Here is a 19,596-nt window from a genome sequence, read left to right as displayed (position 1 = left end):
CTCCCCTGGTTCTGCTTCCCAGAGGATTCGCCCCATCATGACGACGACGAACGAGACGCAGGGCCTCAACTTCCTCCAGGAAGTCGTTGAGGAGGACCGGCGGACGGGAAAGCACGGCGGACGCGTGCACACCCGCTTCCCGCCCGAGCCCAACGGCTACCTCCACATCGGCCACGCCAAAGCCATCGTGCTGAACTTCGGGCTGGCGCAGCAGTATGGCGGCAAGTGCAACCTGCGCCTCGATGACACCAACCCCCTCACCGAGGACACGGACTACGTGGAGTCCATCCAGCGCGACGTGCGCTGGCTCGGGTTCGACTGGGACGACCGGCGCTTCTTCGCGTCCGACTACTTCGACCGGCTCTACGCCTTCGCGGAGCAGCTGATTTCGCAGGGCCAGGCCTACGTGTGCAGCCTGTCGCCGGAGGAGATCTCCCAGTACCGCGGCAACTTCACCACGCCGGGCAAGGACAGCCCGTACCGCACGCGCACGGTGGAGGAGAACCTGGACCTGTTCCGCCGGATGAAGGCGGGCGAGTTCCCGGACGGCAAGCACACGCTGCGCGCCAAGATCGACATGACGTCGTCGAACCCCGTGCTGCGCGACCCGCCCATCTACCGCATCCGGCACGCGCACCACCACCGCACGGGCGACACGTGGTGCATCTACCCGCTCTACGACTTCGCGCACTGTCTGTCGGACGCCATCGAGGGCATCACGCACTCCGTCTGTACGCTGGAGTTCGAGAACCGCCGCGTGCTGTATGACTGGATCGTCGACGCGCTGATCAAAGGCGACCGGCCCAACCAGTACGAGTTCGCGCGGCTGAACCTCACCTACGCGGTGATGAGCAAGCGCAAGCTGCTCCAGATGGTGCAGGAGAAGCGCGTCTCCGGCTGGGATGATCCGCGCATGCTGACCATCAGCGGCCTGCGTCGCCGGGGCTACACGCCCGCGTCGCTGCGCGACTTCGCGAAGCGCATCGGCGTGAGCAAGTCCGACAGCCTCATCGACATGGGCGTGCTGGAGCTGTCCATCCGGGACGACCTCAACGAGGCGGCGCCGCGCGCCATGGCCGTCCTGCGTCCGCTCAAGGTGGTGCTGGAGAACTACCCGGAGGGCCAGACGGAGGAGCTGGAGACGGCGAACCACCCGAAGCGCGAGGACATGGGCACGCGCAAGGTGCCGTTCATGCGCGAGCTCTACATCGAGGCGGACGACTTCCAGGAGGTGCCGGAGAAGGGCTTCTTCCGCCTGGCGCCGGGCAAGGAGGTGCGCCTGCGCTCCGCGTACTTCATCAAGTGCGAGAAGGTCATCAAGGACGCGGCGGGCAACATCACGGAGCTGCGCTGCACGTATGACCCGGCCACGCGCGGTGGCGACTCGCCGGATGGCCGCAAGGTGAAGGGCACGCTGCACTGGGTGCCGGGCAACGCGCCCGTGGCGCAGGTGCGGCTGTTCGACCGGCTCTTCTCGGTGGAGGCGCCGGACAAGGACGAGACGAAGGACTTCAAGGAGTTCCTCAACCCGAACAGCCTGGAGACCCTCACCGGCGCGCGCGTGGAGCCGATGCTCGCGGACGCGAAGCCGGGCGACCGCTTCCAGTTCGAGCGCCTGGGCTACTTCTGCGCGGACGCGGTGGACTCCAAGCCGGGCGCGCCCGTGTTCAACCGCACGGTGACGCTCAAGGACTCGTGGGTGAAGGAGCAGAAGAAGTAGGGCGCTCCTTTCCACGCCGCTGAATCATCACGGAGCCCCGGGTGGAAGCACCTGGGGCTTCGTCGTTTCCCTCCCTCCCTGGTGGGTGATGGAGGGCCGTGGGGCGGGTGCTTCATGCTGGAGGGGGGCACTTCCGCCCTTTTCGCCGGAGCTCGTCCCACCATGATGCTCCAACCGTTGCCGCGCCCCTTTCCTCCGCCGACGCACGCCGAGGTGGAGGCCATTGGCCGCATGCAGAACGCGCCCCTGCGCAACCTCCACATCACGCACACGTACCACGTGCTGAAGGTGTGCTTCGCGGGCGTGCTGGGGGAGGTGGATCAGTCGTGGTGCGGCTTCTCCACCTGGGCGTCGAAGACGGCGGGGACCTTCATCCGCAAGGAGATGGTGTCCGTGATGGAGCGGGACATGCTCCACCGCGCGGAAGGAGTGATGCGCGGGCTGGGCGTGACGCAGGCCCGGCTCCTGGGTTCCTGGGGCCTGCCGTCGGGCGTGGCCACCGTGCTGTCGCGGGCCATGGATCCGGTGACGAGCGCGGTGGCGAAGCACATCGCGCAAGGCAACCTGCTGGTGTTCCAGGAGCTGGGACCGCTCTACACGGCGATGCTGGAGCACTTCACCGGTCCTCAGGCGACGAGCCCCGCCGCGCTGGAGCGAGTGGTGGCCGTGCTGAAGCCGGGGCCGCTGGAGTCCGGGGGGCAGGACCTGCTCATCCGCGCGGTGCGCGCGTACCACGAGGCCCTGAGCCTCACGCGCACCAAGGACCGGGCGGAGCGCGTGCTCCTGGCCAACGCGCTGGTGGGCTACCACGAGCAGGTGCGCCTGCAGGAGCCCATCATCGGGGCGCTGGGTTCTCCGCTGAAGGAGCTGTTCCTGGACCACCTGCGGGAGCTGCTGCGGGCGCGGGGGCACGGGATGCCGGATCCGTGGCGGGTCGCCCTCTTCACGCCGCTGGCGGACCGGCTGGAGCGCTGCTGGCGCGAGCTGATGACGCGCGAGTTGATGACCATGGAGCTGCCGGACCGGACGCTGCGGCTGGGCGAGGACATCCCGGCGCTTTCCGCCGCGGCGGACTTCCCTCAGGACCTGATGCGGCTGGAGCACCCGGAGCTGTGCGCCCTGCTGAAGCAGCTGGACCGGACGCCGGACGACACGGCGGGCAGCGCGGCGCGGGACTGGGGCTCGGTGAAGGACCGGATGAACCTCATCGTGGACCTGTTCCGCTCGCGCCAGCAGGACCGTGTCCTCTACCAGCCGCCCTTCACGCCCGCGCAGGTGGAGGCCTTCCAGCAGGGCCGGATGCCTACCGGAAGGTTATGAGCGGGGCGGCGTCTCGCGGGTCATCTCCACCATGGTGGGACGCCAGCCCAGCCGCGCGAACAGGCGTTGCGCGGCTTCGTTCTTCGCGGCGGTGTGGAGCACCACGCGCGGCGCGCCCATCTCCGTGAGCCGCTGCACCATGGCCTCCGCGAGCAGCCGGCCGGTGCCGGTGCCGCGCGCCTTCGCCTCCACCCAGATGTCGTGCAGAGCGCCGCACTTGTCGAGGAGCATGTTCCAGTCCACGCCCTCCAGCCGGCCGTAGCAGTAGCCGACCACTTCGCCGTCCAGCTCGGCCACGAGCACCACGGCCTCCTGCGGACGGCGCGCCTCCTTGCCCAGCCACCAGCGGTAGCCGGACTCCACGTCGTCCGGGACCATGAAGCGCTGCGGGTCGAAGCCGTGGTGCTGGCGCGCGAGCGCCGCGCCCATGCGGCCCAGCGCGGGTGCGTCCAGGTCCTTCGCGGGGCGGATGGTGACGGGCATGCGTTCTCCAGGAAGCGGGTGTCCGCTCCAGGTTGCGCATCGAGGGCCGCGTCTGTCGAAGCCTTCTGGCGAAAAGTGCTCAGCCGCCCACGCGGAAGGGGGCCCGGCGTCGCCTAACGGGCCTTCGCGCGCATCTGGGGGACGGCGCGCTTGCCCTCGCGCAGGGTGGAGCGGGCCATCTCCACCAGGCCCCAGCCGGCCACGAGGGCGAACACCGCGCCTCCCAGCGCCAGCAGGTAGTTCACGAGGCCCGTGTCTCCGCACTGGAGGCACGCCACGGACGGGTCCTCCGGCTCGTAGTGCAGCGTCACCGGGGCGCCGGCCGCGTAGTGGCGCGACACCGCCTGCGCGTCCGCGAGCCCACCCGCGCCGTGGCCGTCGAAGGCCACCGTGTCGGAGGTGTACGGGACGCCGTTCACCTCGTAGCGGTAGCTCACGTCCGGGCGGAAGCTCACCGCGCGCTTGCTGCGCAGCGTCTCCACGCGGGAGCTCACCACGGTGCCCTGCACGGTGGGCCAGTCCTTGCTCACCTTCGAGCGGTACACCATCCGGCCGCCCGCGAACGCCAGCGCCACGCCGATGCCCAGCAGGGCCAGCCCCATCAGCCACTTCATCATCGTACGAGTCCTTGCTTGCCTCCCGCCGCGCTGCCCGGGCGAGGAAGGCGAATCCGCCTCGGAAGTGCAGTCCCCGGGCCAGGGCCGCTACCCCTGAGGGAGGGCGCCGTGAGGCGGGGCAGATTTCCCCACGGGGGCAATTCGCCCCGGTAGACTCACGGGACTCCATGTCCGCACTCGCCCAAGAGCTTGAAGTGGCCCGGCGCATCGCCCGCCAGGCTGGTGACATCCTCCTGCAGGTCTACGCCACGGACTTCTCCGTCACGGACAAGGCCGGAGGCGCCGGGCCCGTCACGGTGGCGGACGAGCGCGCCAACGCCTTCATCGTGGGAGAGCTGCGCAAGGCCTTCCCGAGCGACGGCGTGGTGGCGGAGGAGAAGGAGGATGTCTCCGACGCCAAGCGCTTCAGCCGCTGCTGGTTCGTGGATCCGCTCGACGGCACGCAGGAGTTCGTGAACCGCAACGGCGAGTTCGCCATCCACATCGGCCTCGCCGTGGAGGGCCGGGCGGCGCTGGGCGTCGTCTACCGCGCGGTGGGGGACGTCCTGTACTCCGGCGTCGTGGGCGAGCAGGGCTACGTGGAGGACCCGCAGGGCCGCCGCGCGCTGCGCGTGTCGGACGTGGCGGACCCGGCGCAGCTGCGGCTCGTGGTGTCGCGCTCGCACCGCTCGAAGACGACGGACGCGGTGGTGCAGCGGCTGGGCATCACGAAGGAGCGGGAGTCCGGCTCGGTGGGGCTCAAGTGCGGCCTCCTGGCGGAGGCCCACTGCGACCTCTACGTGCACGTGAGCGACAAGAGCTACCGCTGGGACAACTGCGCGCCGGAGGCCGTCATCCGCTCCGCGGGCGGCGTGCTCACGGACCTGGCGGGCGACGCGTACCTGTACGACGGCTCCGAGCTCCAGAACCGCCGGGGCCTGCTCGCGTGCAACGCCGCTGCCTTCGACAAGGTGCTGCCCGTGGCTGCACAGGTGGCCCGCGAGGCCGGCCTGCTGAAGTAGTCAGCGCGTCTGGACCGCGCGGCACAGCTCGCCGTACAGCCGCGCGAGGTCCGGAAGCTGGTAGCTGGCGTTGAGCCCGCTGGGATTGGGCAGCACCCACAGCCGCGTGTCGCCCAGCGTCTCCTCCTGCGGTCCGAACTTCGCCTTCGGCCGCGAGAAGGCGGTGCGGTACGCGCCCAGCCCCAGCACCGCGAGGTACTTCGGACGGTAGCGTTTCACCTTGCGCGCCAGCGACTTCGCGCCTTCCGCGTAGTCCTCCGCGCCCAGCTGGTCCGCGCTCGCCGTGGCCCGGTCCACCACGTTGGTGATGCCCAGGCCCAGCACCAGCAGCTCCGCCTGTTCCGCCGGCTTCAGGAGGCGCGGGGTGAAGCCCGCCGCGTGTAGTGATGGCCAGAAGCGGTTGCCCGGCCGCGCGAAGTGCACACCCACCACCGCGGAGTAGAGGCTGGGGTTGATGCCGCAGAAGAGCACCCGCAGGTCCGGTGCCAGCAGGTCCGGCATGGAGCGGCCGGTGGCGGCGAACAGCTCGTCCTTCGTGGGGCGGTGGAGCTTCATGGAGTGGGCAATCCAGGGCGGAACCTAGCGGGTCGGGTGCCGCCTCGCACGTCCATGCGCCTGGACGCGGTCCGGGCGGGGAAGGGGACGGATGCCTTTCCCAGCGACAGCGCCCGGTCCTCGGGGGCAGAGTGACACCTCGTGTCCGCATCGACATCGTCCGAGCCCTCGCGGCTGACGCACAGGCACTGGCTCGCGCTCGCGGTGGCCGTGTTGCCGTTGGCGCTCTATGCGTTCTCTCCTCGCGAGGGCGACCTGCCGCTGTACTTCCGGACGGCCCGCGCGTTCCTGGATGGCGCGGTCCCCAACCGCGACTTCCGCTTCGAATACCCGCCCTACGCGCTCCTGTGGTTCGTGCCCGCGACGTGGGCAGGTGGCGACCTGCGTGGCTTCATCCTCGCGTTCGGTCTCCAGCTCACGCTCATCGACGCGTTCATCAAGTGGCTGCTGCTGTCCGAGGGCGTGCGCCGGTGGGGCACGGCCTGGCGCGCGTGGGTTCCGTTCGCGGCGTACTCCGTCGTCAGCTGGCTCCAGAGCGTGCACTACCTCAAGCGCTACGACCTCATCCCCGCCGCGCTCGCGCTGGCCGCGTTGGTGGCCCTGATGCGCCGGCGCGAAGGCCAGGCGGGCGCGTTGCTCGCGGTGGGCACCGTCACCAAGCTGTACCCGGCCGTGCTCGTGCCACTGGCCCTGGCCGTGTGCTGGCGCCGGGGCTCGAAGCCGACGCGGGCCCTGCTCACCGGCCTCATCGCGGGCGTGCTGCCGCTCTTTCCTCTGAGCTTCGTGTGGCCGTGGTGGCGGTTCGCGGCCTTCCACGTCGAGCGGGGGCTCCAGGTGGAGGCCTTCAGCGCGGGCCTGCTCTGGGCCGCGCACCTGATGGGCTTCGCCCACGTCCAGTGGGTCCACGCTCCCGCCGCCTACGAACTGCACGGCGCGGACGCCGAAATGGTTCGCGCTGTCACCCGCCAGGTGTGGATCGCGGGCCTGCTGCTGTCCGTGGCGCTGTCCGTGCGCGCCGCGTGGCGCAGGCCTCCGGTGCACATCGAGGACCTGGCCCGGCTGACGCTGGTGCCGCTCGTGGCCTTCGTCATCCTCAACCCGGTGCTGAGCCCGCAGTACCTCATCTGGCTCACCGGGCCCGCCGCGCTCGCGTTGCTCTCCGGAACAGTGGCGCCGTCCGCCGTGCTGCTGGTGGCCGCCGCCATCACGCGCGGGCTCTTCGCGGGCAGCACCTACAAGACGGGCTGGCAGCCGTCATTCACGCTGCTGCTCCTTACTCGTAACGCGATGGTGCTCTACGCGGGGCTCGCCTGGGCCCGCGAGGCCTGGCGGTGGGGACGCCCTGGCGTCGCGGCGCTTCCGGATGCGAAGGACGCACCCGTGCCGACACCGCCCCCCTGAAGCCCGGTTGCCTGCTCTCCGTGGACCGGAGCACCGCTGCGAAGCCGGGCGCTCGTGGTTACAGGGAAGGCATGGCCCGTCCGGTGAACGTCAACGCCATGCTGCCCATCGAGGTGGAGTTCCAGCGCGAGCGCGCCTCCGGGTTGCGCCGCTCCGGCGACAAGCTGGAGGGCGCCCTCGCCCTGGTGGCCCAGGCGGAGAAGGAGCTACGCGCCCTGCATGGCCTGTCGCGCATGGAGCGCTACGCGGCGTACCGCGCGCTCTGGAAGGAAGCGGAGCGGCTGCGCTGGAACCTCACCGTGCAGCGCGAGGCCTGTGGCCTGCGCAACCACAGCGACCTGGACCTCATCTACCCGCTGCCGCCCCTGCTGAGGGAGTGACGTTCACGGCGAGGTGCGCCACGCGGCCACGGCGAAGAGCGCCCAGCCGGCGAGGAAGGCCAGTCCGCCCAGCGGCGTGATGGCGCCCAGCACTCGCACGCCGGACAGGGCCAGCGCGTACAGGCTGCCGGAGAACAGGACGATGCCCGCGAGCATCGCCCAGCCCGCGGACTCCAGGAGCGCGGAGGGTCGCACCGTGCCCAGGAGCCCCACCGCCACCAGCGCGAGCGCGTGGTACATGTGGTAGCGCGCCCCGGTTTCGAAGATGACCTGCAGGTCCTGCGCGAGCCGGGCCTTCAGCGCATGTGCCCCGAAGGCACCCGCCGCCACGGACAGGAAAGCGTTCACCGCGCCCACCACGATCCACCACCGCATCATCGAGTGCCTTTCTTCGCGCGCTTGACTGCGGCACGCTACACCGCGCCTCACGGCAGCGTCCTGGTTGAACACGCACCCGCCCCAGCCGCGCCCATCCCCGATGATGACTTCCCCTTCCTTCCAGCCGACCCCGTCGATTCCCTTCGAGCTGCGCCAGTCCCCCATCCAGGGCACGGGCGCCTTCGCCACCCGCCGCATCCGCAAGGGCGCGCGCATCATCGAGTACATCGGTGAGCGCATCACCCAGGCCGAGGCGGATGCCCGCTACGACGACGAGTCGATGGAGCGCCACCACACGTTCCTCTTCAACCTGGACGACGACACGGTGTTGGACGCGGGGACCCTCCACAACGAGTCGCGCTACATCAACCACTCGTGCGAGCCCAACTGCCAGTCGCTCATCGACAAGGGCCGCATCCACATCTACGCGCTGCGTGCCATCGAACCGGGGGAGGAGCTGTCGTACGACTACGCGTACGAGCGCTCCCCGGAGATGGAAGCCGACGCCGAGTCGCTCTACGTCTGCCGCTGTGGCACTCCCTCCTGCCGGGGCACCATCCTCGCCCCGGAGAAGAAGGCCCCCGCGCGGCGCAAGAAGGCCGCGTCGAAGTCCAAGTCCAAGGCCGCGTCGAAGTCCAAGTCGACCTCCAAGTCCAAGGCCGCCAAGAAGTCGAAGGCCGCGCCGCCGGCCGCCGCGAAGAAGAAGCGGGGCACCCAGCGCGCGAAGTCTCCGGGCCGCGGCCGCCGCGCCGCGAGCTGAAGCCTCAAACGGAAGCGCGCGCGCTCCTGAGCCGGGCATTAGAGTGGAAGCGTGAAAGACGTCCTGCGCTTCCTGCTCACCGAGGCCCCTGACTTCCCGTCGCTCGACTCCGTGGACGCCTGGTGGCGACGGCACCTCGCGGTGCTGCCGCGCTTCCAGGTGCCCGCGGACCTGGCGCTCGCCAGCGGTTTCCGGATGGACCGGATGGGGTTCGCGTTCTCCTCCGGCTACCAGGCGGCGCTGCGCTCGCTCTTCCCCCAGCTCCCGGCGGACCGCCGCGCCGCGCTCTGCGCCACGGAGACGGGCGGCGGGCATCCGAGCGCCATCGAAACGAAGCTCACGCCGAAGGGCGCGGGCTGGACGCTGGATGGCGTGAAGACCTACGTCACGCTGGGCACGCACGCGGAGGTGCTGCTGGTGGTCGCCTCCGAGGGCCGCGATGCCCAGGAGCGCAACCGCCTGCGCATGGTGCGGCTGGACGCGAGCACGCCCGGAGTGACCGTGGAGCCGCTGCCGCCGCTGGGCTTCGTGCCGGAGGTTCCGCACGCGGCGCTGCGGTTGGACGGCGTGGAGGTGGCGCCAGAGGACGTGCTGCCCGGGGATGGCTACACCCGCTATCTCAAGCCGTTCCGCACGGTGGAGGACTGCCACGTCAACCTGGCGGTGCTGGGCTGGCTGGTGAAGGTGGCCCGCCGCTGCGGCTGGCCGGTGGCGCTGCGCGAGGAGCTGGTCGCCATCGCGGTGATGATCCACGCGATTGCCCTGGAGGACCCCAGCGACCCGGCCGTGCACGTGGCGCTGGGCGGCGCGCTCGCGCAGCTGCACCGCGCGCTGGAGCGCTGCGAGGTGGCCTGGGAGGGCGTGGACGTGGAGATGCGCGAGCGGTGGCAGCGCGACCGGCGCCTGCTCGACCTGGCGTCCAAGGTGCGCGCGAAGCGGCTGGAGGTCGCGCGCCAGCGGCTGGCCGGCGGCGCGGGCGAGGACTGAACCGGGGCGCTCGGGGGCGCCCCGGTCCAGCACCTCACGGAACGTGACGCCTAATAGAAGCGGTTGCCCTCGTTCCAGCCGCTTGCGTCCGTGAACGGCGTGGTGAAGACCGAGTATGGGTCCACGCTCCAGCCATTGGAACGCCACACGGTGAAGGCCCCCGACGGGTCTCGCACCACGAGGTCGTCAAGGCCGTCTCCATTGAGGTCCATGGGGAAGTAGCGGTGGCCGAACTTCCAGCCCGCGCCCGTCCGGAAGGGCGTCTCGAAGCGGTTTGGGTACTCGAAGAGGCTTAGTCCGTTCGAGCGCACGAACGTCAGGTCTCCATCGGAGCGTCGCGCCACCAGGTCGTCGCGATGGTCGCCGTTGACGTCCATCACGATGAAGCGATGTCCCTCACCCCAGCCGCGCGAGTTGTGGAGCGGCGTGAAGAACGTGTTGGAATAGACGAGCACCGAGCCATTGGAGCGCCACACCGCGAAGTGGCCGGTTGTGTCGCGGGCCAGCAGTTCCTTCGAGCGACGCGCTGTCGTCGGAGAGATGGCGCCGTCGATGTCCATGACGAAGAAGCGGTTGCCCTCGTTCCAGCCGTTGGCATCCGTGAAGGACGTGGTGAACGCGGCGCTGTAGGCCAGCGTCAGCCCGTTGGAGGCCCACACATCGAAGGCCCCGTTGGCGTAACGGGCCAGCACGTCATCCTTCCCATCTCCTGTCACGTCGATGACGAAGAAGCGGTGCCCCTCGTTCCAGCCGTTGGCGTCCGTGAAGGCGGTGCTGGTGGTGCCCGCATAGGTGAACGTCGTGCCGGTGGACACCCAGGTGTCGAAGCCGCCAAAGGCGTTGCGTGCCAGCAGGTCACTCTTGCCATCGCCGGTGACATCAGCCACCAGGAACCGGTTGCCCTCGTTCCAGCCCGAGGCGTCGGTGTACCCGGTGGGGAAGGCGCCCGCGTAGACCAGCGCGATACCATTGGAAAGCCAGATGTCGAAGGTCCCGTCGGCGCGGCGGGCGAGGAGGTCGTCCATGGCGTCGCCGTTGATGCGCATCCGCTGGAAGGACTCACGCGCGCCAGAAAGCTCGCGCGCGCCGTAGTACTGCTGGACCCCGACCTGGTCCCAGTAGCTCAGCTCTCCGTCGCCGTTGCGGATCGGATTGCAGTAGTTCATGACGGAGTCCCAATCCCAGGGCCCCACCGTCGTGTCGCCCTCCGAGCCTTGGGTATCGCAGGTGGCCGACGAAGGCCTGTCATCCCGGTTCTGCTCATGCGCGAAGCCGAGCGCATGGCCCAGTTCGTGGATGACCGTTGAGCGCACGCAGCGTTTCCGCGTGAAGTCGTCATCGCAGCCATTGCTCTGCCAAGTGTTGAAGTGGACGCCGCGTTCCATGCCATGGAGGCCGAACCCCAGCTCCTCCACGTACGCGCCTTCATCCTGGAACTCCATCCGGAGGCCCTGGTTGTTCGAGGAGTTGCAGCGGGTCCATCCGGTCAGGACGACGTTGGACACCGCGCCCCAGCTGTCCTCCCACGCTTCACGGGCCCACTGCTTTTCCACATCGTTCCCCGCGTCCTCCCAGCACACGGGGATCGTGTTGGGCGCGGGCCAGATGGCGTCGGTGGCTACATACAGCTCCTGCTTCGCGGAGGTCTTGATGACCGGCGCTGCCTCCGGGGGCGACCCAGGGGACACCTCCGTTCCGGAATCGCAGCCGGCCAACGCGAACGCGAGCAGACCCACGGACTTCGCAAATACTTGCTTCAACGGGAACTCCTTCACCACGGGGTGGGGATGGAGTGTGTCTGGAATTGAGCCTGAAAATCCAGCTCAATCCATTTCATGTCTGCGCATTCCCGATTCCGGGAACATTCCCAATTCTGGGAAGGAGATACCCGGAGGCGAGCCGGCCCAGCCTGGGGGGGCAGGACCGTGTTGGGACCGCCAGGCCACGAACGCGGCGCGGGCGAGGACAGAGGCCCGCGGGCGCCCGGTGGCGCTTCCACGTCACCGGCGGTCCCGGTGGATGTGACTAGTAGAAGCGATTGCCGGCGTTCCAGCCGTTCGCGTCCGTGAACGGCGTGGGGAACGTCGAGTAGTAGGCCAGGTTCCAGCCATTGGAACGCCAGACGTCGAAGCTCCCATCGGCGCTGCGGGCGATGAGGTCGTCCATGGCATCGCCGTTGATGCGCATCCGCTGGAAGGACTCACGCGCGCCAGGAAGCACGCGCGCTCTGTAGGACTGCTGAACCCCGACCCGGTCCCAGTCGCGCAGCTCGCCGTCGCCGTTGCAGACCGGATTGCAGGAGTTCATGACGGAGTCCCTGTCCCAGGGACCCACCGTCGTATTGCCATTGTGCCCCTGGGTATTGCAGGTGACCGCCGGAGGCTTGTCACCCCGGAGTTCCTCATGCGCGAAGCCGAGCGCATGGCCCAGTTCGTGGATGACCGTCGAGCGCACGCAGCGCTTCCGGGTGAAGAGGCCGTCGAGGTCGCATTGGCCATTTGGCCACGATGTTGGACACCGCGCCCCAGCTGTCCTCCCAGGCCTCTTGGGCTCACTGCTTTTCCACCTCGTTCCCCACGTCCTCCCAACACACGGGGACCGTGTGGGGCGCGGGCCAGAGGGCGTCCGTGGCCACGTACAGCTCTTGCTTCGCGGACGTCGTGACGACCGGAGCTGCTTCGGTCAGCGCCGGCCTGTCTGAATCGCAGCCGGCCAGCGCGAACGCGAGCAGTCCAACGGACTTCGCAAACACTTGCTTCAACGGGAACTCCTTCACCAGGGATGGGGAATGGAGTGTGTCTGGACGTGAGCCTGGAACGCCAGCTCAAGCCCGGCACGTCAGCCATTCCCCGACCCGGGAGTTCCCGGATGCTGTGTCAGTACCGCCCGCCGCCCACCGCGGAGACGAGGGCGGACAGGATGCGGTTCTCCACGCCCCAGACGGCCTTGTTCACGCCCTTCACGCCCGCGCCGCGCATGTAGTCCGTGAAGTCGTGCAGCGCGGTGGAGCGCTGCATGCGCTCGCCGCTGGCGGCGTAGAGCAGCGGCGTGTTCGGCGCGCCCGTGAGGCCCAGGTCCGGACAGGCTTCGGACAGCGCCGCCCGGTCGATGCCCGTCACCGCGGACATCATGGCCACGGTGAAGTGGTGCACGGGCAGCTCGCGCGCGTTGGGCACGCGCTCCAGCACCTTCGCGCGAGTCGCCGGGTCGGTGGCCAGCTGGGGCAGCGTCACCCGGGACATCTCCAGGATCTGCTCGTTGGTGATGTGCTTGTTGTCCAGGATGGCCCGGTCAAACAGGCTCTGCGGCGTGTCACCCTTGATGGTGATGTTCACGTCGGACATGCGCTGACGCATGGTCTGGATGGCGCGACCCACCTCCGTGTTGGGACCGCCGCGCCAGGAACCCGGCGTCGCCTGCACCGGCGCCATCGTCGCGCGGGTCCGCGCCAGCTCCGCGCGGTTGAGCACGTCCGCGCGAGACGCCGCGGTGGCCTGGTTGGTCCGGGCAGGCTGCGCGGCCGGCGCCTGCGTGCGGGCCGGAGCGACGGAGGGAGCGGCGGGACGGTTGCGGATCTCGGTCATGGAGGTGCCTTCTACCCTGGACTTCGGAGTACCGGATTATCGCAGGGAGGGCAGGGGAGTTGCCTTGCTGGAGCCTCCCCAGCACGTGCGTTCCGCCTACGTCCCGGTATGGTGCGCGCCATGTCTCCGCGCCTACCCACCCAGTTCGCCGATCTCCTCACTCCGAAGGGCCGACGCATTCTCGAAGGCCGAGACTCCGAGACGTGCGGCGCGCTCCTGGACCCCACGCGGCCCTTCATCGCGCTGCAGGGCGTCATCGACGTGAAGAAGGCAGCGGCTGCGCGGGACATCCTGGACGCCGCGCTGCGTGACACGCTCGTGACCATGGAGGACCCCATCCCCGAGGACTCCATCTCCGGCATGGTGGAGAACTACACGGAGGCGCTGCCCAAGACGGTGCGCGTGCGGACCGCGCTGCTGGAGAGCCGGCGCTCGCGGTCGTGGCGCGCGGCGGAGGCGGTGGGGCTGAGGGCGCTCCTGCGCTCGGACACGTTCGCGGCCTTCGCGGCGACGGTGAGCGGCCGGCCGCTCAAGCGGGGCTGGGGCATCCAGGTGCTCTGCTACGGCCCGGGCGACTACACGGGCCCGCACAATGATCACCACCCGGAGGAGGCGGACGCGCGCGACGGTTACGTGGACATGCACGTGAGCCTCACGCAGCCCGCCGTGGACCACCAGTACCTCGTGTACGCGAAGGACGGGCACTTCTCCGAGCTCACCAAGGTCAGCACCGTGGGCGGCGTCACCGTGTACCGGCTGCCCTTCTGGCACTACACGACCCCGCTCGTCGCGAAGCCGGGCAAGGAGGACGCGGCGCGCCGCTGGGTGCTCCTGGGGACCTTCCTGGATGCCGGGCCCGGGACGCGCCCTTCCTCCACCGTCCTGCCGGCGGGCGCCCCTCCGCCTGTCCGGGCCGTGACAGTCGGACGTGGCACCGGGGCCGGACGGCGTTAGCGTGCCGGGCCCATGAGCCCGACTGACATCGACACGCAGGCCAACGACCTCCTCCAGTACATCGACGCGTCGCCCACGCCGTACCACGCCGTGCGCGAGACGGCGCGCCGCCTCACCGCCGCGGGCTTCCGTGAACTGGACGAGCGCGAGTCCTGGTCGCTGAAGCCCGGCGACAAGGTCTTCGTCATCCGCGGCGACACGAGCATCGCCGCCTTCCAGCTGGGCACGAAGCCCGTGGACACCACCGGCTTCCGGCTGGTGGGCTCGCACACGGACTCGCCCAACCTGCGCCTCAAGCCCAACGCGGCCGTCAACCGCCACGGCTACCAGCAACTGGGCGTCGAAATCTATGGCGGGGTGCTGCTGCACACGTGGACGGACCGCGACCTGTCGCTCGCGGGCCGCGTGGTGGCGCTGCACAACGGCCGCCCCCAGCACCACCTGGTGGACTTCCGCCGGCCGCTGTTGCGCGTGCCCAACCTGGCCATCCACCTCAACCGCGGCGTCAACACGGAAGGGCTGAAGCTCAACCCCCAGGATCACATGGTGCCGGTGCTGGGCCTGGAGAGCGCGGGCCCCGCGGAGCTGAAGACGCTGCTGGTGGAGGAGCTGGGCCGCTCGGGCGTGAAGGCCGCCGCGGACGACCTGCTGGGCTACGACCTGTGCCTCTACGACTTGCAGCCGTCCACCCGCTCCGGCCTGCACGGTGAGTTCCTCCACGCGCCCCGCCTGGACAACCTGGCCAGCTGCCACACCGGGCTCACCGCGCTCTTGAAGGACACCGGCCCGCGCGAGGCCACGGTGGGCGTGGTGCTCTATGACCACGAGGAGTGCGGCAGCCGCAGCGCGCAGGGCGCCGCATCGCCGTTCCTGAAGGACCTGATGGAGCGCATCGTCCAGGCGCACTCGGATGGGCGCGCGGACGCGTTCCACCGCGCCATCCGCCGCTCGTTCATGGTGAGCGCGGACATGGCGCACGCGGTGCACCCCAACTACTCGTCCATGCACGAGCCCAAGCACCAGCCGCAGCTGGGCGGTGGCCCGGTCATCAAGTCCAACGTGAACCAGTCCTACGCGACGGACGGCGAGTCGTGGGCGCACTTCGCGGCGCTGTGCAAGGAGGCGGGCGTCACGCCGCAGCACTTCGTCACCCGCACGGACCTGGGCTGCGGCAGCACCATTGGCCCCATCTCCGCGGGGCAGCTGGGCATCCGCACGGTGGACGTGGGCAACCCCATGCTGTCCATGCACTCCATCCGCGAGCTGGCCGCCGCGTCCGACGTGGCCCGCATGGTGGCGGTGCTGTCTCGCTTCTTCGCCTGAGCCCGGACGCCTGACGGCGCCATGAGCGGCAAAAGAAAGAGGCGGGCCCGGTGGTGACACCGGACCCGCCTCGGATGTTTCAGGAAGCTTTCAGCGGAAGACTAGTTCACGCCCACCGCGGTCCAGGCGTCCTTCACCTTCTGCACCTGGTTGGAGTCCGCGCCGTACAGGTCCGTGGCGGACTTGATGGTGGCCTCGCGGGCCTGCGCGAACGTCGTCTTCGGCGTCATGTACGTGGTGAGGGCGCGGCCGAAGATCTTCAGGCCGTCCTCCATGCCGATGCCGCCCTTCACTTCCAGGCCGGACGTCTTGTTCTTGCCGCCCTCGACCAGCAGGTAGAAGGCGTTGTTGGAGATGCCGCTGGAGCCGTGCACCTCCGTCTGCTTCGGGTAGTTCTTGTAGTTGTCGACCGAGTAGTTGTCCTTGGTCGGGTCGTTCATGTAGCGCAGGCCGTCCTCGGAGTCGCCGTTGTTCGGCGTCCACGCGGCCTCGCCCACGGTCCAGTTCCACTTGGCCTCGGGGTTGTTCTGCGCGGCGTACCACTCCACGCCCGTGCCGATGATGTCGGAGAAGGACTCGTTCAGGCCGCCGGACTCGCCGCTGTAGATGAGGCCCGCGGTGCGCTCGGTGAGGCCGTGCGCGATTTCGTGGCCCGCGATGTCCAGCGTGGTGAGCGGGCCGGACTGCTTCCCGTCGCCGTCGCCGTAGCTCATCTTCTCGCCGTCCCAGTACGCGTTCACGTAGTTGTTCTTCACGTGCACGTAGTTGACGAGCTTCTCACCGGCGCCGTCGATGGAGTCACGGCCCAGGACGTTCTTGAGGAAGTCGTAGGTCGTGGCCGCGCCGTAGTGCGCGTCGATGCCGGCCTTGGCGCGCGCCGGGTCGGTGGCCTCGCCCCACTTGTCGTTGTTGTCGGAGATCTTCGTCTGGCCGGACGCGGTGGACTTGTTGTTCGCGTCGTAGGTCACGATGCCCTTGCCGCGCGTCGAGTCCTCCAGCGAGTACGTGCCGTCCGCTTCCTTCTTGGTCTTCAGGTCCACGTGGCCGCTGTACATCGTCAGGTCGTCCGCGGTGCCCGTGGGCGGGTTCTGCGGATCCGTCGGAGGCGTGGTCTCCTTCGCGGTGATGTTCAGGCTCCAGTTGTTCAGGGTGCCCGTGTCACGCGCGGCCTTGTCCTCGACGGTGACCGTCCACTCGCCCTTGGCGCTCTCGCCCTTGAAGGCCTCGGAGAGGTCGAACGAGCCCGCGATGTCGTCCTTGGAGCCGCCCTTGCGGTCCTGCAGCACGGCGGACTTGCCGGAGGGGCTGGTCACGGTGACCTTCAGGTCGCCGCTCCAGGTGTGCTTGATGTTCAGGTCCACGGACAGCTTGTCGACCGTGACGCCGTCCGGGATGTTGATCTTCGACTGGACCTGACCCTTGTCCGGGATGGCCACGTTCGGGCTGGCCGTGCCGTTGACCTGCAGCTGCGCCGCGGCGGACTTCGACCAGCCGCCGATCTTGTTGAAGCTCTCCAGCACCTTCCCCGTGTTGGCGTCGATGATGTAGTTCTGCTTCTTGGGCTTCTCCTGCCCGGCGATCTGCGTCACTTCCACCTGGTAGGCGGAGTGGTACTTGCCTTCCGCGTCCTGGTAGATGACGCGCTCGGAAGAGGGCTGCTTGTCGGCCTTGCCGCCCAGCTCCTTCTTCGCGATGTCGATGGCCGCCTGCGGGGCCAGCTTCGGCTTCTGCGTCCCCAGGCCCGCGGGGATGGGGTTCTGCTCACCGGTGACGCTGGACACCTTGCCGTCCGTGCCCAGGTGGCTGATCAGCTGCTCGCCGAAGACCTTCACGCCTTCGTGAACGCGGTCCAGGCGAACGTGGGTCATGCCCAGCTCGTCGACTTCCACGCTCTTGGGGGCCAGCGTCGGGCCGGTCTTGTTCGCCGCCAGCAGCGACGACGCGGTCATCGGCGGGGTCAGGGCCTTCAGGGACGTCTGGATGGCCTGCTGCGCCTCCTTGCTGTCCAGCGCGAGGCGGCCGGTCTGCGCGGAGGTGGCCCCCGTGGAGGAAGACTGGGTCGTCGCGGAGGCGGCGGCCGTGGGCTGCGCGCCAGCGGCGGCGCCCGTGCGGGAGACGGACTCGAAGCCGTCCTTCACGCGAAGAACGTTCTTGGCCTTCGCCGTCGTCGAGGTGTCGGTGGTGGGGCGGAGAGAAACGGGCGTCGAACCGTCGGTGCGGCGAATGGTCATGAATCACTCACGCTGCAAGGGGGATGAACAATTCTCGCACGGGGGCTCCGAGAGTTTCCGATGGCTCAAAGAAGTTAACGCGGCATCCCAGAAATCGGAGGATACCGATGGTTGACTTCCTGTGAATTCAACGGTTGACACAGAAATTTTGCTTTCAGTAGGGGTCCATTGCGACCCGAATTCCTGAAATCCCTGATGCGAGCCGTCATGGAACAGCGCGAGGCGGGCGGGAAAATTCGGGAGAAATACTTGGAAAAGTACACCTGAGCGGCAACCAGGCGAGCAGGCCCGGCGCGTGGAGACTGATACAGTGAGACACGGTTTCCCGGCCGGGTTGGTGCGGGGGCTGGACCCTGGGGGGGTTGGAAGACATGGAGACGTGGATTCATCCGGAGACGCGGGAGGCCCCTGGCCTGCCGCTGCTGATGGTGCGGGTGCCGCGCCGGAACTTCGAAGGGCTGTTCGAGCACGCGCTGAGGCCGTCGGGTCCGTTCGCGCAGGCGCTGCGGGACGTGGGCTACGACGCGGACACGGTGGAGGAGCGCCTTCCTCTAGAGGTGTGGCGTGCGTCGCTGGCGGTGGCGCGGCGGCATGCGTGCCCGGGCCTTCCGAGCGAGGACGCCAACCGCGTGCTGGGCACCCACTACGTGGAGGGGTTCGCGCAGACGCTGGTGGGGCGCATCTTCGCCGCGGCTGCGCCGCTCCTGGGCGCGGAGCGGTGCCTGGCGCGGCTGCCCACGTACCTGCGCGCGGGCCGCGAGGACATGAAGCTGATGCTGGAGCCGGTGCGCGCGCGGGAGTGGCGTGCGCGCGTGGTGGACTCGGATCCGCTGCCGGACTTCGTGGCGGGCGTGATGGAGCAGGTGCTGCGCCGTACGCGGGTGCTGCCGCGCGTGGACGTGCTGGAGCGCTCCGAGCACGCCTATTCGCTGCGGATCCGCTGGGACGAGGCCTGAGCCGCGCGCCTCCCGCCGGAGGACGGCTCCGGCGGGGGAGGGGCTCAGCGGGCCGCGGTCCTCAAGGGCTCCCCGGCGAAGGGGAGCACGTCCCGCGTCGTCGGGTCGGTGGGGTCCTCGAAGCGTAGGAGCCGGCGGAAGTCCTCCGCGCGCCAGAACACCTGGCCCGCCGTGTGGAAGCGCTCCAACTCCTCGCGCGTGGGCCAGGAACGGTAGGGGAAGCGGGCGCGGGTCACGTCCATGGTGTGCGAGGGGGGCGTCTGGCCCTGCGCGAGCGCCTCCACGTGCCGCTTGAGCAGCCACACCCCCGCCGCGGTCGCCTTCACCGTCAGCGCCAGATGGGAGTCCGACGCGGCGCGCGTGAAGGCGGACTGGCCATACACGTCCCCAGCGTCGATGCGCGCGGTGGTGCGGTGGAGCGTCGTTCCCACCTCCGGCACGCCGTTCAGCATCGTCTGGAAGATGGAGTCCACGCCGCGGAAGTCCGGCAGCAGCGACGGGTGGATGTTCAGGCACCCGTGGCGCGGCAGGCCCAGCAGCGGCTCGCGGAGGATCTGATCGCACATGCTGGTGACGACGAGGTCCACCTCCTGGCGGCGCAGCGACTCGACGGTCTTCTCCCCGGAGAAGTCGTCGCTGACCGTGAGGGGGATGCCGTAGGCGCGCGACAGCTGCTGGAAGCTCATCAGCCCGCCGCGAGGGGCGCCGAAGGGCAGCAGCGTTCCCCCGAGCCCCGCGAGGACGTTGTAGCCGGTGAAGCGCGCTCCGAACTGCCGCAGGAAGACGGGCAGGACCTGGGCCGGGGTGTAGCGCTTCTTCTGGAAGCGCAGGCCCCCCGAGGACAGCAGGATGCTGGTGGGCACGAGCCCCCCGCGCCGCACCAGGGTGTTGGCGAAGGCGAGGGACATGATGGACGGGATGCAGCCATAGGCGAAGCGGATCATGG

Annotated in this window: 20 protein-coding genes; 10 read left to right on the top strand and 10 right to left on the bottom strand. The window is 69.3% G+C overall.

What is annotated here, in order from left to right:
- Positions 1-37 precede the first annotated feature (37 nt).
- Entirely contained in the window at positions 38-1,720 is a 1,683-nt protein-coding gene (locus tag GTZ93_RS24975) for a glutamine--tRNA ligase/YqeY domain fusion protein (protein ID WP_139918783.1), read from the top strand.
- A 162-nt stretch (positions 1,721-1,882) separates the two neighbouring features.
- Positions 1,883-3,040 carry a hypothetical protein gene (locus GTZ93_RS24970; RefSeq protein ID WP_139918781.1) on the top strand — a complete coding sequence of 386 codons (1,158 nt, stop codon included), beginning with the start codon at positions 1,883-1,885 and terminating at the stop codon, positions 3,038-3,040.
- Here the strand turns inward: GTZ93_RS24970 and GTZ93_RS24965 are convergent.
- Together GTZ93_RS24965 and GTZ93_RS24960 are read right to left on the bottom strand one after the other, a co-directional pair.
- On the bottom strand, positions 3,035-3,523 hold the full coding sequence (locus tag GTZ93_RS24965; protein ID WP_120598083.1) for a GNAT family N-acetyltransferase: 489 nt from the start codon (positions 3,521-3,523) through the stop codon (positions 3,035-3,037). The genes GTZ93_RS24970 and GTZ93_RS24965 overlap by 6 nt on opposite strands.
- A gap of 113 nt (positions 3,524-3,636) precedes the next feature.
- Positions 3,637-4,140, bottom strand: coding sequence for a DUF3592 domain-containing protein (locus tag GTZ93_RS24960; protein WP_139918779.1), 504 nt, complete (start codon positions 4,138-4,140; stop codon positions 3,637-3,639).
- 167 nt (positions 4,141-4,307) lie between these two features.
- On the opposite strand from GTZ93_RS24960, the gene GTZ93_RS24955 reads away from it, so the two are divergent.
- On the top strand, positions 4,308-5,141 hold the full coding sequence (locus tag GTZ93_RS24955) for a 3'(2'),5'-bisphosphate nucleotidase CysQ family protein (protein ID WP_139918777.1): 834 nt from the start codon (positions 4,308-4,310) through the stop codon (positions 5,139-5,141).
- Here the strand turns inward: GTZ93_RS24955 and mug are convergent, their stop codons facing one another.
- The gene (gene mug, locus GTZ93_RS24950; protein WP_276528798.1) at positions 5,142-5,696 is read right to left on the bottom strand and encodes a G/U mismatch-specific DNA glycosylase; all 555 of its coding nucleotides are present in this window, start codon (positions 5,694-5,696) and stop codon (positions 5,142-5,144) included.
- Positions 5,697-5,837: 141 nt separating this feature from the next.
- On the opposite strand from mug, the gene GTZ93_RS24945 reads away from it, so the two are divergent.
- Together GTZ93_RS24945 and GTZ93_RS24940 are read left to right on the top strand one after the other, a co-directional pair.
- On the top strand, positions 5,838-7,097 hold the full coding sequence (locus GTZ93_RS24945; RefSeq protein WP_139918775.1) for a glycosyltransferase 87 family protein: 1,260 nt from the start codon (positions 5,838-5,840) through the stop codon (positions 7,095-7,097).
- 71 nt (positions 7,098-7,168) lie between these two features.
- On the top strand, positions 7,169-7,477 hold the full coding sequence (locus tag GTZ93_RS24940) for a hypothetical protein (protein WP_120578387.1): 309 nt from the start codon (positions 7,169-7,171) through the stop codon (positions 7,475-7,477).
- Positions 7,478-7,480: 3 nt separating this feature from the next.
- On the opposite strand, the gene GTZ93_RS24935 is transcribed toward GTZ93_RS24940, so the two are convergent.
- Complete coding sequence (locus tag GTZ93_RS24935) at positions 7,481-7,855, bottom strand: DUF423 domain-containing protein (RefSeq protein ID WP_120578386.1); 375 nt, start codon at positions 7,853-7,855, stop codon at positions 7,481-7,483.
- 103 nt (positions 7,856-7,958) lie between these two features.
- On the opposite strand from GTZ93_RS24935, the gene GTZ93_RS24930 reads away from it, so the two are divergent.
- Together GTZ93_RS24930 and GTZ93_RS24925 are read left to right on the top strand one after the other, a co-directional pair.
- Positions 7,959-8,615, top strand: coding sequence for an SET domain-containing protein (locus tag GTZ93_RS24930; protein WP_139918785.1), 657 nt, complete (start codon positions 7,959-7,961; stop codon positions 8,613-8,615).
- A 51-nt stretch (positions 8,616-8,666) separates the two neighbouring features.
- Positions 8,667-9,602, top strand: coding sequence for an acyl-CoA dehydrogenase family protein (locus tag GTZ93_RS24925; RefSeq protein ID WP_139918774.1), 936 nt, complete (start codon positions 8,667-8,669; stop codon positions 9,600-9,602).
- A gap of 50 nt (positions 9,603-9,652) precedes the next feature.
- On the opposite strand, the gene GTZ93_RS24920 is transcribed toward GTZ93_RS24925, so the two are convergent.
- The 4 genes from GTZ93_RS24920 to GTZ93_RS24905 all read right to left on the bottom strand — a co-directional run bounded on the left by GTZ93_RS24920 (position 9,653) and on the right by GTZ93_RS24905 (position 13,186).
- A complete protein-coding gene (locus tag GTZ93_RS24920; RefSeq protein ID WP_139918771.1) occupies positions 9,653-11,362 on the bottom strand; it encodes a M12 family metallopeptidase in 1,710 nt (569 codons plus the stop codon).
- A 265-nt stretch (positions 11,363-11,627) separates the two neighbouring features.
- On the bottom strand, positions 11,628-12,056 hold the full coding sequence (locus GTZ93_RS24915) for a M12 family metallopeptidase (protein ID WP_139918770.1): 429 nt from the start codon (positions 12,054-12,056) through the stop codon (positions 11,628-11,630).
- 97 nt (positions 12,057-12,153) lie between these two features.
- Positions 12,154-12,363 (bottom strand): hypothetical protein, encoded by a 210-nt coding sequence (locus GTZ93_RS24910; protein WP_139918768.1) that lies wholly within the window; start codon positions 12,361-12,363, stop codon positions 12,154-12,156.
- A gap of 115 nt (positions 12,364-12,478) precedes the next feature.
- Positions 12,479-13,186, bottom strand: a complete 708-nt coding sequence (locus tag GTZ93_RS24905) for a hypothetical protein (protein ID WP_139918766.1) — start codon at positions 13,184-13,186, stop codon at positions 12,479-12,481.
- Positions 13,187-13,306: 120 nt separating this feature from the next.
- On the opposite strand from GTZ93_RS24905, the gene GTZ93_RS24900 reads away from it, so the two are divergent.
- Both GTZ93_RS24900 and GTZ93_RS24895 read left to right on the top strand, forming a co-directional pair.
- Positions 13,307-14,140, top strand: a complete 834-nt coding sequence (locus tag GTZ93_RS24900) for a hypothetical protein (RefSeq protein ID WP_167548377.1) — start codon at positions 13,307-13,309, stop codon at positions 14,138-14,140.
- 12 nt (positions 14,141-14,152) lie between these two features.
- Positions 14,153-15,463, top strand: a complete 1,311-nt coding sequence (locus tag GTZ93_RS24895; RefSeq protein ID WP_139918762.1) for a M18 family aminopeptidase — start codon at positions 14,153-14,155, stop codon at positions 15,461-15,463.
- A gap of 101 nt (positions 15,464-15,564) precedes the next feature.
- On the opposite strand, the gene GTZ93_RS24890 is transcribed toward GTZ93_RS24895, so the two are convergent.
- On the bottom strand, positions 15,565-17,694 hold the full coding sequence (locus GTZ93_RS24890; protein WP_139918760.1) for a M4 family metallopeptidase: 2,130 nt from the start codon (positions 17,692-17,694) through the stop codon (positions 15,565-15,567).
- A gap of 371 nt (positions 17,695-18,065) precedes the next feature.
- Here GTZ93_RS24890 and GTZ93_RS24885 point away from each other — a divergent pair, with 371 nt between their 5' ends.
- Positions 18,066-18,650, top strand: coding sequence for a DUF2378 family protein (locus GTZ93_RS24885; protein WP_121755134.1), 585 nt, complete (start codon positions 18,066-18,068; stop codon positions 18,648-18,650).
- Between the two features lie 44 nt (positions 18,651-18,694).
- On the opposite strand, the gene GTZ93_RS24880 is transcribed toward GTZ93_RS24885, so the two are convergent.
- On the bottom strand, positions 18,695-19,594 hold the full coding sequence (locus tag GTZ93_RS24880; RefSeq protein ID WP_139918759.1) for a formyltransferase family protein: 900 nt from the start codon (positions 19,592-19,594) through the stop codon (positions 18,695-18,697).
- Between the last annotated feature and the right edge of the window lie 2 nt (positions 19,595-19,596).

It is taken from the genome of Corallococcus exiguus (genome assembly GCF_009909105.1).
Taxonomy (GTDB): Bacteria; Myxococcota; Myxococcia; order Myxococcales; family Myxococcaceae; genus Corallococcus; species Corallococcus exiguus.
Note: the sequence above shows the minus strand (reverse complement) of the source record. Positions and strands in the feature narration are given on the sequence as shown.